The sequence below is a fragment of the Gordonia jinghuaiqii genome (assembly GCF_014041935.1).
GTDB classification, from domain to species: domain Bacteria; phylum Actinomycetota; class Actinomycetes; order Mycobacteriales; family Mycobacteriaceae; genus Gordonia; species Gordonia jinghuaiqii.
Window position 1 is genome coordinate 2,256,809 of the sequence record NZ_CP059491.1, and the last position, 14,407, is coordinate 2,271,215.

Here is a 14,407-nt window from a genome sequence, read left to right on the forward strand (position 1 = left end):
TCGGGACTTTCGCTACTACGCTGACTCCTGTGGAGAGGGATAACAAATGAAGCTGATCACTGCAATCGTCAAGCCGTTCACGCTCGAAGATGTCAAAGCAGGTCTCGAGCAGGCCGGAATCCTTGGAATGACCGTCAGTGAGGTCCAGGGGTACGGCCGTCAGAAGGGCCACACCGAGGTCTACCGCGGCGCCGAGTACTCGGTCGACTTCGTGCCCAAGGTCCGCGTCGAGGTCGTCGTCGACGACGCAGCCGTGGACAAGGTCGTCGACGTCATCGTCGAGGCGGCACGGACCGGCAAGATCGGCGACGGCAAGGTGTGGGTCTCGCCTGTGGAGTCGGTCATCCGCGTCCGTACCGGCGAGCGCGGCGGCGACGCTCTGTAAGTGAGCTCGTGCCCTTTCGCGAACACCCCGAACGGCCCCGCGTCCGACGAAGAGTCGGGCGCGGGGCCGCACCGTTCGTCAGCTCCGACGGCACCGCGAGTGCGGACGCCACGATCGCTGACCCCCGACCTTGGAGGCTCCCGTAGCTGCGACAGACCTGGCCAAGACCCGCCGGCAACTCACCGAGTCCAGCCGAGCCGGGAAGCTCGATGCACCGGCGTTGCGCCAGGTGCTCGTCGACCTGCACGAATTCTGGCTGACCAGCAAGGGCGCCGAGCTAGGCGTCAAACCGCACAGCGGGTTCGCGATCGTCGCGGTCGGTGGACTCGGCCGCGGTGAGCTGCTGCCGTACTCCGATCTCGATCTCATCCTGCTGCACGACAACATGTCCGCCGAGCGGGTTTCCGACGTCGCCGACGGACTCTGGTATCCGTTGTGGGACGCCAACATTCCGCTCGACCACAGTGTCCGGACCGTGCCGCAGGCACTGCAGGTCGCCGGCGATGACGTCACCGCGGCCCTCGGGCTCCTCGAGGCCAGGCACATCGCCGGCGACGAGGAACTCTCGGCGCTGCTCATCAGCGGCGTGCGTCAGCAGTGGCGCAACGACATCCGCAGCCGCTTCACCGACGTGGTCTCGCATGCGCAGGACCGCTGGCGACGAGCCGGCGACATCGCCCACCGCGCCGAACCCGACCTGAAGAACGGCCGGGGCGGGCTGCGCGATGTGCAGCTCCTCGGGGCCCTGGCCATCGCGCAGCTCACCGACGGGATGGCCAGCCTGCGACCCGACTCGCCCGGCGCCGGACCGCAGATGGCCTACACCCGGCTGCTCGACATCCGGACCGAGCTGCACCGCATCGCCGGGCGCCCGCGCGAGCAGGTGCGGGCCCAGGACGCCGACGAGATCGGTGCCGCTCTGCGGATCGGCGACCGGTTCGATCTGGCCCGCGTCATCAGCGACTCGGCGCGCACCATCAGCTACTCCATCGACGTCGGCCTGCGCACCGCGGGCAACGCACTGCCCCGCCGCGGGCTCGCGAAGCTCCGGCGTTCACCGCTGCGTCGTCCTCTCGACGAGGGAGTGGTGGAACACGGCGGCGAGATCGTGTTGGCGCGCAACGCGATCCCGAGCAAGGACCCGGGTTTGATCCTGCGGGTCGCCGCCTCGTCGGCACGTACCGGCCTGCCGATAGGCGCGTCGACCCTGAGCAGGCTCGCCGACTACGCGCCGGAGTTGCGGGAGCCGTGGCCTGCCGAGGCGTTGAGTGATCTACTGGTGCTCCTCAGTTCGGGACATCACATGGTCGACCCGATCGAGGCTCTCGACCGTACCGGCCTGTGGGGCAGGTTGTTGCCGGAATGGGGTGCGGTCCGCGACCTTCCGCCGCGCGACGCGATCCACACCTGGACCGTCGACCGGCACCTCGTGGAGACCGCGGCGTATGCCAGTTCGATGACGACCCGCGTGTCCCGGCCGGACCTGCTGGTACTGGGCGCACTCATCCACGACCTGGGTAAGGGGCGCGGTGCCGACCACAGCATCGTCGGGGCCGAACTCGCCGTCCAGGTCGGCAATCGGTTCGGTCTCTGGCCGCAGGACGTGACGATCCTGTCCGACATGGTGCGGCATCACCTGCTGCTGCCGCAGGTCGCCACGCGTCGCGACCTCGACGACCCGGCCACCGCCGAGCAGGTCGCCACGACCCTCGGCCACAACCGGGTCCTGCTGGAACTGCTTGCGGCACTTGCCGAGGCGGATTCACTGGCCACCGGTCCCGGCGTGTGGGGGGAGTGGAAGGCCTCGCTGATCGGTGAACTCGTCCGACGCGCCATGCGCCACATCGACGGCGTCGAACCGGATGTCCCCGAACCGCTCACGCCCGAACGTCTCGCCACCGCGTCCGAGGGCGACTATGCGGTCCGGCTGGTCCGCGCCGAGGGGCAGCACACCTACGACGTCACCATGGTCGCACCCGATCAGCCGGGCCTGCTGTCGAAGATGGCCGGTGTCCTGGCCCTCGGCGGGTTGCGGTCGCACCGGGCGTGCGCCCAGAGCCACGAGGGCAAGGCGATCAACTCCTTCACCGTGGTTCCGATGTTCGGCAGCCCACCCGACGCAGGTCTGCTCCGCCAGCAGCTGATCGCGTCGGTGGACGGCAAGATCGACGTGCTCGCGCGCCTCGACGCCCGCGAGCGGGATTCGCCGATCCCGACGATCGGCACGGTCACGACGATCCCGGGCACATTCGTGGTGGTGGGGGCCAGTGCGGGCAGCACCGATCCCGAGGTCGACGGTGCCGGACACCCCAAGAACGCGGTACCGGCCCTGTTCGCGGTCGCACCGCCGCGGGTGTCGTGGCTCGACGCGCCGGAGGGTGAGGCACTGCTGGAGGTCCGGTCCGATGACCGCATCGGTTTGCTGAGTCGGGTGAGTGCGGTGCTGGAGAGGCACGGTGCCGACATCCGGTGGGCCAAGGTCACGACGCTCGGCGCGACGGTCGTCGACATCTTCAGCCTCCGGCTGGCCGTCGACACCGACGCTGCGCGGGCCGAACTGTCCGACGCCATCATCGAGGTGTGTCCGCCGCCGCAGCCCACTCGCGACGACGAGGGCGACGGTCCGCAGACCAACGGGACCGGTCGGTCGGGCGTGCCGATCTCCTAGATGCGGTGTCCCGGGACCCGCATGGAAGGATGGGATCATGTTCGATTCCCTCTCCGACCGGTTGACCGGTGCCCTGAAGGACCTGCGCGGCAAGGGGCGACTCTCCGACGCCGACATCGACCGCACCTGCCGGGAGATCCGGCTGGCCCTGCTCGAGGCCGACGTCTCGCTGCCGGTGGTGCGCGCGTTCATCGCGCGGATCAAGGAGCGGGCCAAGGGCGCCGAGGTCTCCGCGGCGCTCAACCCCGCCCAGATGGTCGTCAAGATCGTCAACGAGGAACTCGTCGGCATCCTCGGCGGCGAGACCCGGCGGGTGCGGTTCGCCAAGAGTCCGCCGACGGTGATCATGCTGGCCGGTCTGCAGGGTGCCGGTAAGACGACCCTCGCCGGCAAGCTCGGGCACTGGCTGTCCCAGCAGGGGCACACGCCGCTGCTGGTGGCCTGTGACCTGCAGCGTCCCGGCGCGGTGTCGCAGCTGCAGATCGTCGGAGAGCGGGCGGGCGTCCCGGTGTACGCACCGCATCCCGGGACCGGCGTCGGCGGCGAGGGAACCCTCGGTGTCACCGCCGGCGATCCGGTCTCGGTCGCGAAGGCCGGTGTCGACGAGGCGCGCGCCAAGCACTACGACGTCGTCGTCATCGACACCGCGGGCCGCCTCGGTATCGATGCCGAGCTGATGAAGCAGGCCTCCGACATCCGCGACGCGACGTCACCCGACGAGGTGCTGTTCGTCGTCGACGCGATGATCGGTCAGGACGCGGTGACCACCGCGCAGGCCTTCTCCGACGGCGTCGGTTTCACCGGCGTGGTCCTGACCAAGCTCGACGGCGACGCCCGCGGCGGTGCGGCGCTCTCGGTGCGCGAGGTGACGGGCCAGCCGATCATGTTCGCGTCGTCGGGTGAGAAGCTCGAGGACTTCGACGTCTTCCACCCCGACCGGATGGCCAGCCGGATCCTCGGCATGGGCGACGTGTTGTCCCTCATCGAGCAGGCCGAACAGCACTGGGACGCGCAGCAGGCCGAGGCCGCCGCCGCGAAGATCACCCAGGGCGAGCTGACCCTCGAGGACTTCCTCGAGCAGATGCTGATGATCCGGAAGATGGGTCCGATCGGCAACATCCTGGGGATGTTGCCGGGCGCAGGCCAGATGAAGGACGTGCTCTCGCAGGTCGACGACAAGCAACTCGATCGCGTGCAGGCGATCATCCGCGGCATGACCCCCGCCGAGCGGGACAACCCGAAGATCATCAACGCCTCGCGTCGTCTGCGTATCGCGAACGGTTCCGGTGTGACGGTCAGCGAGGTCAATCAACTCGTCGACCGCTTCTACGACGCGCGAAAGATGATGGCGCAGATGTCGGGCCGGATGGGGATGGGCGCGGTCAACCGCAAGACGAATCGCAAAAAGGGCAAGGGCAAGAAGGGTAAGGGCCGCGGGCCCACCCCGCCGAAGGTTCGCGGTGGATTCCCCGGCATGCCGGGCGGGATGCCCGCGGGCTTCCCCGACCTGTCCAACATGCCGGCCGGGCTCGACGAGCTGCCGCCGGGACTCGAGGGCATCGACATCTCACAGTTCCAGCAGCCCAAAAAGAAGAAGTGACCCGCCACTACCGGGGGACCGATCCGCTCACCGGATCGCCTGTCGAGTTCTGGGTGACCGGTGAGACCATCAGTGCCACACCGGTTCCCGGTGCCGAGACGGCGGTCGATGGCGGCTGGATACTGCCGGGCCTCGTGGATGCGCACAATCACGTCGGCATCGCCCCCGGCCTCGGCGTCGACATCGAGCAGGCACGCGGCTATGCCTACGCCGACGCGCAGGCAGGCACGCTGCTGATCCGCGAGGTGGGGTCGCCGCTCGACACCCATCCGCTCGACGACGATCCCGCGTGTCCGCGGTTCATCCGCTCGGGCAAGCACATCGCCCGCCCGAAGCGCTACCTGCGCGACTACGGCGTCGACCTCGACGACCCGGACGAGTTGGCCGCCGAGGTGGCCCGCCAGGCCGCCGCCGGAGACGGCTGGGTCAAGATCGTCGGCGACTGGATCGACCGGGAGGCCGGTGACCTCGCGCCGCTGTGGACCCGCGGCCAGATCGAGTCCGCGGTCGCGGTGGCCCACGAGCACGGTGCGCGGATCACCGCGCACGTCTTCGGGACCGACGCCCTCGTCGATCTCATCGGCGCCGGCGTCGACTGCATCGAACACGGCACCGGACTGACCGACGATCTGATCGATCAGCTCGTCGACCGGTCGATCGCGTTGGTGCCCACCATGATCCAGGTCGAGAACTTTCCGGGTATCGCCGACGGCGCCGAACGTTTCCCGACATACGCCGCGCACATGCGGTCACTGCATGCGGGCGCGGGAAAGGTGTTCGCGTCCGCGCGAGAGGCCGGTGTGGCGATCTTCGCCGGAACCGATGCCGGCGGCTTCGTCGAGCACGGACGCATCGTCGACGAGATCGAGGCGCTGTCGAAGGTGGGCCTCGGCCCGGCCGGGGCGATCGCCGCGGCGTCGACGAACGCGCGTCGCTGGCTCGGCGCCGATGTCCTCGACGACGGGCACCGCGCCGATTTCGTGATCTATCCGGCGAATCCGGTCGAGGACCTCGCGGTGCTACGGCACCCCGCCGCAGTGGTGTCGTCGGGCCACCACATCGTGTGACGAACGCCATAATCAGGCACCTGGTTGGGCCACTTACCGGCGGGTAACGTGGCACCGGCGTTGCAACGGTTCGGCGTACACGAACCCAGATCAGCCCGAGATCGGTGATGCGCAGACCCTGTCGGAGCGGGGGTAAGGGAGGCTCCGACCCGCGTTGCGCGCCCGGGCACTGATGAGCCGACACCGATGGTGACGGATGCGACGCACGGCATGTGGTTGTCCGCGCGGGGTGGATGACCACATGCCGGAACACCGGGCCTCCGCCGAGCTCGTGGGATTTCCGATCGTGGTACTCCGATCGGGGGATTTCAGAGTCGGCCGCCGCGTCTGGCACAATGACTCGCTGGTTCGTCGGATCCGGTCACGGCCGCCCGACGGTCACACCACTGGAGACGCAAAACCGGGTTCATCATTCCGGATGGATCGCCGAATTGCGCAGTGACCACTCGAGAGAAGAGAAGTAGACATGGCTGTCAAGATCAAGCTCACGCGGCTCGGCAAGATCCGCAACCCCCAGTACCGCATCGTCGTCGCCGACGCTCGGACCCGCCGCAACGGCCGGGTGATCGAGACCATCGGCAAGTACCACCCGAAGGAAGAGCCCTCGCTGATCGAGGTCGACTCCGAGCGCGCCCAGTACTGGCTGAGCGTCGGCGCACAGCCGACCGAGCCCGTCGCCGCGATCCTCAAGGTCACCGGTGACTGGCAGAAGCACAAGGGTCTGCCGGGCGCCGAGGGCACCCTGCGGACCGCCGCGCCCAAGACCTCGAAGCTGGACCTGTTCAACGCTGCGCTCGCCGCCGCCGACAACGAGCCGGTCGCCGCTGCCACCACCCCGAAGAAGAAGGCCGCCAAGAAGGACGAGGCAGCAGAGGCTCCCGCCGCCGAGGGTGACGCGTGAGCGCAGTCGTCGCCGACGCGGTCGAGCACCTGGTCCGCGGAATCGTCTCGAATCCGGATGACGTCCAGGTCGACCTCGTCACCGGTCGTCGCGGCCGTCTCGTCGAGGTCCACGTGAACCCCGACGATCTCGGCAAGGTCATCGGACGCAACGGTCGCACCGCGACCGCCCTGCGCACCCTGGTCGCCGGCATCGGTGGGCGCGGCATGCGGGTCGACATCGTCGACACCGACCGCTGAGCCCGAACACGCACAACGAGCGCATCGTGGATCTCGTCGTCGGACGTGTCGTCAAGTCGCACGGCATTCGTGGTGAGGTCGTCGTAGACGTCCGCACCGACGAACCCGAGATCCGTTTCGCACCGAACTCGGTGCTGCGCGGCCGCCTGCCGCGCGGTGGCGGGGAACGCGATTTTGTCATCACAGCCGCCCGGGAGCATTCCGGGCGGCTGTTGGTGTCCCTGGCGGATGTGCGGGATCGCGGTTCCGCCGATGCGCTGCGCGGCACGCTGTTCCTGGTCGACTCCTCGCAGGTCGAGCCCTCCGACGACCCGGACGAGTTCTACGACCATGAGCTCGAAGGGGTGGCCGTCGAGCTTCTCGACGGCTCCGAGGTGGGCGTCGTCGAGTCGGTCCTGCACCTGCCCGGTGGCGAGTTGCTGTCGGTGCGGACCACCGACGGGCGTGAGGTGCTCGTGCCCTTCGTGCGGGAGATCGTGCCGACCGTGAGTCGTGAACTCATCGTCCTGGACCCGCCCGAAGGTCTGTTGGACCCGGACTCGCTCGACGACAGCGACAGCGACGACAGCGACGCCGACAACAGCGACGCCGGCAACAACGACGACGTCGACGACCGATGATGCGCCTCGACATCGTCTCGATCTTCCCCGAGTACTTCGATCCGCTGCGAGTTGCATTGCTGGGCAAGGCGATCGACGCCGGACGCGTCAGCGTCGACGTGCACGACCTGCGGAATTGGGCACATGATGTCCACCGCAGCGTCGACGATTCGCCGTACGGCGGCGGGCCCGGCATGGTGATGAAGCCCGAGGTGTGGGGGCCGTGCCTCGACGAGGTGTGCCCGGACGACGCGCTGCTGGTGGTGCCCACGCCTGCCGGCGTCCCGTTCACCCAGGAGACCGCGCGGCGCTGGAGCGTCCGCAAGCACCTCGTGTTCGCATGCGGACGCTATGAGGGCATCGATCAGCGCGTCGTCGACGACGCGGCCCGCCGGGTGGACGTCGAAGAGGTGTCCCTCGGCGATTTCGTCCTGATCGGCGGCGAGGTCGCAGTGCTCGCGATGGTCGAGGCGACCGTCCGTCTGCTCGACGGCGTGCTGGGCAATCCGCGGTCACACCAGGAGGACTCGTTCTCCGACGGGCTCCTCGAGGGCCCGAGTTACACCCGGCCTGTGACCTGGCGCGGCCTCGACGTGCCCGCGGTTCTCCTCAGCGGTGATCACGCGAAGGTGGCACGCTGGCGCCACGAGCAGTCCCTCGAACGCACCCGGGCCCGCAGGCCAGATCTTCTGGATGAGTCCGATCTGGTGGATGAATCTGTGCACGAGGCCGGTGACCACACCGCCGATCCCGGCTAGGATTCCCGGGAACTCGTTCCACCGGGGGAGGTGCAATGCAGGGATACTCGTCCATGGTCGATGAACTCGACCGTCAACGCGCCGATCTCGCGCGGGTGCGGAAGGCCCTGTCGGAACTGACCTCTCGGGCGACGAGCCGTGATCGGCTCGTCGCGGTGACGGTCAATGCGCGCGGCCTCGCCGTCGACATCACCATCGAACCCGCCGCGCTGCGGCGCTACCGGGCCGATCAACTCTCCGGTCTGCTCACCACCCTCATCGCCGAGGCCGATGCGGCGCTGCGGACCAGGCGAGACGAATTGCTCGATGCCGCAATGGATTCCGACATCGACTACGCAGACGCCCGCATCCCGGCCGAACCGCGACCGCAATGACGGCTCCCGACCCTAACCCCACCGGCGGTGGCCGCAGGCGCCGTGTCACGGCCGATGTCGGCAGTGTCACCGACCTGTCGGCACGCCTGGCCAATGCGGAGGCCCGGATCGGGACCGTGCGCTCCGAACTCGTCGAACTCCTCGCCGACATCGACAGCGCGCTCGGCGTCGGCGATCCGGCCCGTGCGTTCCGCCGCGGCTTCTGCCCCGTCGGCGTGGAGGTGACCGACGCCCTGCACGCAGCCGGCGACCGACTCGGTGATCAGCGTCGCGCGCTCGTCGCCGGGGTCCGCGCACTGGCCGACGCCGATGCCGACGCGGCCGCGCGTCTCGACCGGCGCGACACGTGATGGACGCCGTTCGCCGCATGTCGGACACCGGCCGGGACACCGGACCCATGCATATCGCCGCTGACCTCGTACCCGGCGTGTGGCCGTCCGCCGACGCCGCGGCACTACGGGAGTCCGCACGTCGTGCGCGCGCCCTCGCCGAATCCGTGGACCGCGTCACCGACGTGGTCGCCTCCGCCGCCGATGTGTATGCCGCCGGCACGTCCTCGGCGGAAGGTGTCGCGGGGGAGTTCGGCGAGGCGGTCGTCGAGGGTCTGGGGCGCATCACCGGCCCCGGCCCGCACGCCTTGCCGCACGTCGCGGATCGCCTCCGTACGATGGCCGACACCCTGGACCGATACGCCGAGGTGGTCACCGAGACCGAACAACAGATGACCACCATCGCCCTCATCGCCGACCGCGACCTGCGCCGCGCCGACGTCCTGGCCGAGATCGGCGACGATTCGTGGCGGGTGAGCGCGGCGAGCACGGGCCGGATGGCGCTCACCGCCGCCGGTGACGACTACACCGAACGGTCGGGGGAGGCGGGGCAGCACGCGGGCGGCGCGAGTGCACCCGCCGCGACCAGCGGGATGATGCCGATCGCCCCGATGGCCATGGGCGGGGCGGGCATGATGGCGGCCGGCGTCGGCGCGCTGGCCGGAGCGGGTGTCCGGAGCCACGGTGATGCCGAGGCAGATCTGACCTGGCTGCGGCAGCGCGCCGAGCGCCTCCAGTCGACGGTGCCGACGCCTGTGTCGGGATGGCTGCGCACCGCGGTCGGGGTGGGCGTCGGCATTCGCGGCACCCGCGTCGTGGTCGTCGGCACCAACGATCCGCAGCCCTACCAGCGCGCCGGACTCGAACTCGGTGACGACGAGGCACTCACCGCGAACGGGCGGGCGCCCGAACTCGCCATCGTCGAACACATGACGAACTCAGGTGTCACGCCGAAAGCGATCGCCACGGCCACGCCCATGGACGCGGCGACCATCTCCGCGCTGCAGGCCGCGGACGTCGTCGCGATGGGGCCGGGCAACTAGGCCGGGTACCTGGGCCGGGTACCTGGACTGCGCCCCGCGTCGCACGCACCGGCGATTTCGTCGTACCGGGGTCGCTCTGGCACAATAGTCGGGTTGCCTGCCGACGATGCCCCACGTTCGCCAAGCGCTCTTCGAGAGACGCCGCCGACAGGGCCACCGACGACAGTCACACCAACGACTCGGAGCACGAACCGGTCGAGCCCCAGGGCCGCCAGGTTCCTCTGCTCAACGTTCACGCCAGACAAAGGACGACACTATGAACACGCTCGACTTCCTCGACAAGCAGTCCCTCCGCGACGATGTCCCGGACTTCGGTCCCGGCGACACCCTTGACGTCCACGTCAAGGTCATCGAGGGCAGCAAGGAACGCGTTCAGGTGTTCAAGGGCGTCGTCATCCGCCGTCAGGGCGGCGGCATCCGTGAGACCTTCACCGTCCGCAAGGTGTCCTTCGGTGTCGGCGTCGAGCGCACCTTCCCGGTGCACAGCCCGACCATCGCCAAGATCGACGTCCTCACCCGCGGTGACGTCCGTCGCGCCAAGCTGTACTACCTGCGTGATCTGCGCGGCAAGGCCGCCAAGATCAAGGAAAAGCGCTGACGCGTCTACCCTGACGAGGTGGCAGACTCACAGCGACCCCACGACGATCACGACGCCGACCCCGAAGCCGGGGCGGCCGCAGACACGGAGCGTCCCTGGCGGTTGAAGTCCGACGGCGACGCCAAGGGTCGCGGCGACGGCAAGCGCGACGGCAAGAAGCGCACATCGGGGTCGAGCTCGCTGTTGCGCGAGGTCGTGATCATCGTGGGCTGTGTGCTGCTCCTGACATGGGTGTTGCAGACGTTCATCGGTCGGCAGTATGTGATCCCGTCGGAGTCGATGGAGTCGACGCTGATCGGCTGCAACGGGTGTACCAACGACCGGATCGTCATCGACAAGCTGGCCTATCGATTCGGCGAGCCCGAACCCGGCGATGTCGTCGTGTTCAAGGGGCCGTCGGAATCGTGGAACGGTTCGTGGGTGTCGCCGCGTTCGACCAACCCGGTCATGCACAAGGTGCAGGATGCGCTGTCCTGGTTCGGTTTCGCCCCGCCCGATGAGAACAATCTGGTCAAACGGGTGATCGCCACCGGCGGCCAGACCGTCGAGTGCCGTAACGACGAGGGTGTCGGCGTCAAGGTCGACGGTCGTCCGTTGCGTGAGCCCTACATCGACATGAAGCTCCAGGAGGAGACGGCCGCGGCGTTCGGGCCCGGTGTCGCCGGTCCCGGCGGCTCGGTGCCGTCCTGCCTGGGGCCGGATTTCGGCCCGATCACGGTGCCCGAGGGCAACGTGTGGGTCATGGGCGACAACCGCCTCAACTCGCAGGACTCGCGTTATCACGTCGAGGACGAGTTCCAGGGCACTGTTCCGGTCAGCGACATCCGCGGCAAGGTCCGATCCATCATCTATCCCTTCTCCCGGATCGGTGGTGTGGGTTCGGACAATCCCCAGCAGTGATCGGGCAGGCGATGATCACGAGCGGGATGGACTGACCCATGAGCCGGTGGCCACCACGCTCACCCGTCCGGCGTGCCGCGGGACTCCGGACCCTCGAGTTCGCTCTGTACCGGCAGGGACTCGGTCCGGTCGCCGGTGTCGACGAGGCCGGGCGCGGCGCATGTGCCGGCCCCCTCGTCGTGGCGGCGTGCGTGCTCAAGCCGACCCAGTTGGCCTCGCTCGCGGACCTCGACGACTCCAAGAAGCTCACCGAACGTACGCGTGAAGCGCTGTACCGGTCGGTCACGCGATATGCCCACAGCTGGAGCGCGGTGATCATCGAGGCCGCGGAGATCGACCGGATCGGCGTCCACGTGGCGAACATCGAAGGCATGCGCCGGGCCGTCGCCGCTCTCGACGTGCAGCCCGGTTACGTGTTGTCCGACGGTTTCGTCGTACCCGGTCTGACCGCACCGTCGTTGCCGGTGATCGGCGGGGACGGGGCGGCCGCGTGCATCGCGGCGGCCAGCATCATCGCCAAGGTGACGCGGGATCGCATCATGGTGGCGATGGACGACGATCTGCCCGGCTACGACTTCGCGATCCACAAGGGGTACAGCACCGCACTCCACATGTCCCGCATCGATTCGGCGGGGCCCTCGCCACAACACCGCATGTCGTACCGTAACGTCGCGGCACGTATGGTCACCAGCGCAAACGAGAACAGGGATAGGCTGACAGGATGAGTGCAGAGGATCTCGAGAAGTACGAAACCGAGATGGAACTCTCTCTGTACCGCGAGTACAAGGACATTGTCGGGCAGTTCACCTACGTGGTGGAGACAGAGCGGCGCTTCTACCTTGCCAATGCGGTCGAGATGGTTCCCCGCAACACCGATGGCGAGGTGTACTTCGAACTCCGGATGAGCGATGCGTGGGTGTGGGACATGTATCGCCCCGCCCGCTTCGTCAAGCAGGTCCGCGTCATCACGTTCAAGGACGTCAACATCGAGGAGCTCGAGAAGCCGGAACTCCGGTTGCCCGACGAGCCGTGAGCTCTCCCGGGATGACGGTGTGCCGATGTTGATGATGCGGTAGCTGTCCACAGATTCGGCCGCGGCGGGAGTAGTCCCGCCGCGGCCGAACTGTGTTCGGCGAAGCTCGGGGAATGAGCGATCCCGATTCTCTCCCCGGTCGTCCCGCCAACCGTCGTGGCCATGTCGGCCGGCTGGGGGAGGACGTGGCGGCCCAGTATGCGACGTCGCTCGGTTGGGTTGTCCTCGAACGTAATTGGCGCAACCGATACGGCGAGCTCGACCTCGTGGCCGCCGACGGCTCGATCCTGGTGATCGTCGAGGTCAAGACACGCGCGAGTCGGACCTTCGACGATCCGGTCATGGCGGTGACGCCGGCCAAGCTCGCGCAGATGCGACGGTTAGCGCGGATGTGGCTCGCGGCGCAGGACCGCCGCTGGTCACAGATCCGGTTCGACGTCGTGAGTGTGCGGCTCGACCAGTTCTCTCCCGACGATCTGGCACTCGCCCGGGTGAGGCATCACCCGGGCGTCTACGTGTGACCGGTCAGATCTTGCTGAGGTCGCTGCGGATCAGCATGACGTTGTAGTCGCTCCAGCGCGAGGCGTTGAAGTAGAGCTCTTTGGAGTCGCCCTGCAGGGCAGGGGAGTTGGGGAGAATCATCGGCCCGTACAGGACGAGTGCCCGGTTGGGCACGATCATCTTCGGTGCGCTCCACGGGCCTTCTGGGTGCTCTGCGGTGCGGAGTCGGATGCCGTTGTCTCCGTCGAGCATGATGTATTTCTCGAGGTAGGGGCTCCAGGCCACCGACAGTTCGCTGACCGGGTTGCGCGCGACGATCGCCGAGCCGTCGTCGGGGATGGCCTTGATGTCGTCCACCCAGCCCGGCCCCTTGCCTGCCCAGTACTCGTAGTTGTCGAGTTTCAGGATGTCCTCGGGCTTGAACCGGGCGAGGAACGCTGCGCCGAAACGCCCGTTGGGCGTGCCGTATTGGTAGACATAGTCGGCCTCGGGGGTGCCGGGGCGTCCGCGGACGTAGGCGTTCTGCTGGAACTTCCCGTTGTTGTACTCGACGGGGCGCAGGTTGCCCGGCAGTGACAGTGAGATCGGGGCGTTGACGAGGATCGTGTCCTGATCCGTTATCCAGGTCTGGCCGTTGTCGTCGGAGTGGGCGACCGCGGAGTAGTTGGTGACCCAGTTCCCCGCCGTGCCCCACGAACGCACCGACATGTAGTTGATGTACTGGCGGAAGCCGTCTCCGTACGGGAGTGAGATCGCAGCAGTGGGGATGGTGGTGACCTCGACGTTCGAGATCCCCAGTGACGGAATGAGTTCCTGCGCGTAGTCGGGCTGTCCGGATGCGATGACGGAACCGGACGTCACGTCCCCGGCGACGCCGTCGGGCACGGTGAGGCCATTGGCGAGATTGTCGTCGTCGGTGCGTAGCAGCACGTTGTGGCGCCACTGCTGGCCGGGCGCGTTGCAGTTGCCGAAGGTGTCGCCGAAGGCCATCAGGGTCTGGCCGCGGCCGTTGTCCCAGGCGACGCCGAGGTCGGTGCCGCTGATCCCGAAGCGGCTGTAGGTGCGGTTGGCGCTCAGCGGCCCGGTGACCCAGCCGACGGTGCGGGAGATGGACCCGATGTACGGCACCAGGGGAGCTTGCGGCCCCAGGTTTGGGACATTGGTGCTGCCGGACGATCCGGAGGAACCGCTGGAACCGAACCCGAGGAAGCTCGAGCCGGAACCGGTGTTGCCGCACGGCGCGGCGTGCGCGACGCCGGCCCCGGCGGTGAGGGCGACCGCGGTTCCACTGAACGCGATGGCCCCGGCGAGCGCCAGCCGGACACTCATGGTGAGACGGCTCGACACTTTCGGCCTCCGATGTGACTGCTGTGACAGATGTGAATGACGTGACTATTGTTACCGGCCCGCGC

Annotated in this window: 16 protein-coding genes and 1 pseudogene; 16 read left to right on the plus strand and 1 reads right to left on the minus strand. The window is 68.2% G+C overall.

The features are described from left to right. The first annotated feature begins 46 nt into the window (after positions 1 to 46). The 16 genes and pseudogenes from H1R19_RS10000 (at position 47) to H1R19_RS10075 (ending at position 13,015) form a co-directional block, all read left to right on the plus strand. A complete protein-coding gene (locus tag H1R19_RS10000) occupies positions 47 to 385 on the plus strand; it encodes a P-II family nitrogen regulator (protein ID WP_188328999.1) in 339 nt (112 codons plus the stop codon). Continuing rightward, positions 386 to 3,053 (plus strand): annotated as a pseudogene (locus tag H1R19_RS10005) ([protein-PII] uridylyltransferase). It begins immediately after the preceding gene. A gap of 37 nt (positions 3,054 to 3,090) precedes the next feature. Further along, the gene (gene ffh / locus H1R19_RS10010) at positions 3,091 to 4,653 is read left to right on the plus strand and encodes a signal recognition particle protein (protein ID WP_188329001.1); all 1,563 of its coding nucleotides are present in this window, start codon (positions 3,091 to 3,093) and stop codon (positions 4,651 to 4,653) included. Beyond that, on the plus strand, positions 4,650 to 5,720 hold the full coding sequence (locus tag H1R19_RS10015) for an amidohydrolase family protein (RefSeq protein WP_188329002.1): 1,071 nt from the start codon (positions 4,650 to 4,652) through the stop codon (positions 5,718 to 5,720). Before ffh ends, H1R19_RS10015 begins: the two co-directional genes overlap by 4 nt. A gap of 466 nt (positions 5,721 to 6,186) precedes the next feature. Beyond that, positions 6,187 to 6,621, plus strand: coding sequence for a 30S ribosomal protein S16 (rpsP, locus tag H1R19_RS10020; protein WP_188329003.1), 435 nt, complete (start codon positions 6,187 to 6,189; stop codon positions 6,619 to 6,621). After that, positions 6,618 to 6,860: an RNA-binding protein gene (locus tag H1R19_RS10025; RefSeq protein ID WP_188329004.1), complete on the plus strand. Its 243-nt coding sequence runs from the start codon at positions 6,618 to 6,620 to the stop codon at positions 6,858 to 6,860. Before rpsP ends, H1R19_RS10025 begins: the two co-directional genes overlap by 4 nt. A 26-nt stretch (positions 6,861 to 6,886) precedes the next feature. Then, positions 6,887 to 7,480 carry a ribosome maturation factor RimM gene (gene rimM, locus H1R19_RS10030; RefSeq protein ID WP_188329005.1) on the plus strand — a complete coding sequence of 198 codons (594 nt, stop codon included), beginning with the start codon at positions 6,887 to 6,889 and terminating at the stop codon, positions 7,478 to 7,480. After that, complete coding sequence (gene trmD, locus H1R19_RS10035) at positions 7,480 to 8,217, plus strand: tRNA (guanosine(37)-N1)-methyltransferase TrmD (RefSeq protein ID WP_188329006.1); 738 nt, start codon at positions 7,480 to 7,482, stop codon at positions 8,215 to 8,217. Before rimM ends, trmD begins: the two co-directional genes overlap by 1 nt. Before the next feature lie 35 nt (positions 8,218 to 8,252). Next, on the plus strand, positions 8,253 to 8,591 hold the full coding sequence (locus H1R19_RS10040; protein ID WP_188329007.1) for a YbaB/EbfC family nucleoid-associated protein: 339 nt from the start codon (positions 8,253 to 8,255) through the stop codon (positions 8,589 to 8,591). Then, complete coding sequence (locus H1R19_RS10045) at positions 8,588 to 8,941, plus strand: hypothetical protein (protein WP_188329008.1); 354 nt, start codon at positions 8,588 to 8,590, stop codon at positions 8,939 to 8,941. The genes H1R19_RS10040 and H1R19_RS10045 overlap by 4 nt, the downstream gene beginning before the upstream one ends. A gap of 47 nt (positions 8,942 to 8,988) precedes the next feature. Further along, on the plus strand, positions 8,989 to 9,963 hold the full coding sequence (locus tag H1R19_RS10050) for a hypothetical protein (protein WP_223204992.1): 975 nt from the start codon (positions 8,989 to 8,991) through the stop codon (positions 9,961 to 9,963). Between the two features lie 256 nt (positions 9,964 to 10,219). Then, positions 10,220 to 10,561: a 50S ribosomal protein L19 gene (rplS, locus tag H1R19_RS10055; RefSeq protein WP_188329010.1), complete on the plus strand. Its 342-nt coding sequence runs from the start codon at positions 10,220 to 10,222 to the stop codon at positions 10,559 to 10,561. 18 nt (positions 10,562 to 10,579) lie between these two features. Beyond that, entirely contained in the window at positions 10,580 to 11,461 is an 882-nt protein-coding gene (gene lepB / locus H1R19_RS10060; protein ID WP_219851324.1) for a signal peptidase I, read from the plus strand. 38 nt (positions 11,462 to 11,499) lie between these two features. Beyond that, a complete protein-coding gene (locus tag H1R19_RS10065) occupies positions 11,500 to 12,186 on the plus strand; it encodes a ribonuclease HII (RefSeq protein ID WP_188329012.1) in 687 nt (228 codons plus the stop codon). After that, positions 12,183 to 12,494, plus strand: coding sequence for a DUF2469 domain-containing protein (locus tag H1R19_RS10070; RefSeq protein WP_005176689.1), 312 nt, complete (start codon positions 12,183 to 12,185; stop codon positions 12,492 to 12,494). Before H1R19_RS10065 ends, H1R19_RS10070 begins: the two co-directional genes overlap by 4 nt. Before the next feature lie 113 nt (positions 12,495 to 12,607). Then, on the plus strand, positions 12,608 to 13,015 hold the full coding sequence (locus H1R19_RS10075) for a YraN family protein (protein WP_188329013.1): 408 nt from the start codon (positions 12,608 to 12,610) through the stop codon (positions 13,013 to 13,015). A gap of 4 nt (positions 13,016 to 13,019) precedes the next feature. Here the strand turns inward: H1R19_RS10075 and H1R19_RS10080 are convergent, their stop codons facing one another. Then, positions 13,020 to 14,342 (minus strand): glycoside hydrolase family 183 protein, encoded by a 1,323-nt coding sequence (locus H1R19_RS10080; RefSeq protein WP_188329014.1) that lies wholly within the window; start codon positions 14,340 to 14,342, stop codon positions 13,020 to 13,022. Positions 14,343 to 14,407 lie beyond the last annotated feature (65 nt).

Bases quoted from the DNA above. Each gene is read 5' to 3' on its own strand.
- H1R19_RS10000 (WP_188328999.1), top strand. From the start codon at position 47: ATGAAGCTGATCACTGCAATCGTCAAGCCGTTCACGCTCGAAGATGTC.
- ffh (WP_188329001.1), top strand. From the start codon at position 3,091: ATGTTCGATTCCCTCTCCGACCGGTTGACCGGTGCCCTGAAGGACCTG.
- rpsP (WP_188329003.1), top strand. From the start codon at position 6,187: ATGGCTGTCAAGATCAAGCTCACGCGGCTCGGCAAGATCCGCAACCCC.
- trmD (WP_188329006.1), top strand. From the start codon at position 7,480: ATGCGCCTCGACATCGTCTCGATCTTCCCCGAGTACTTCGATCCGCTG.
- H1R19_RS10040 (WP_188329007.1), top strand. From the start codon at position 8,253: ATGCAGGGATACTCGTCCATGGTCGATGAACTCGACCGTCAACGCGCC.
- H1R19_RS10045 (WP_188329008.1), top strand. From the start codon at position 8,588: ATGACGGCTCCCGACCCTAACCCCACCGGCGGTGGCCGCAGGCGCCGT.
- H1R19_RS10050 (WP_223204992.1), top strand. From the start codon at position 8,989: ATGCATATCGCCGCTGACCTCGTACCCGGCGTGTGGCCGTCCGCCGAC.
- rplS (WP_188329010.1), top strand. From the start codon at position 10,220: ATGAACACGCTCGACTTCCTCGACAAGCAGTCCCTCCGCGACGATGTC.
- H1R19_RS10065 (WP_188329012.1), top strand. From the start codon at position 11,500: ATGAGCCGGTGGCCACCACGCTCACCCGTCCGGCGTGCCGCGGGACTC.
- H1R19_RS10070 (WP_005176689.1), top strand. From the start codon at position 12,183: ATGAGTGCAGAGGATCTCGAGAAGTACGAAACCGAGATGGAACTCTCT.
- H1R19_RS10075 (WP_188329013.1), top strand. From the start codon at position 12,608: ATGAGCGATCCCGATTCTCTCCCCGGTCGTCCCGCCAACCGTCGTGGC.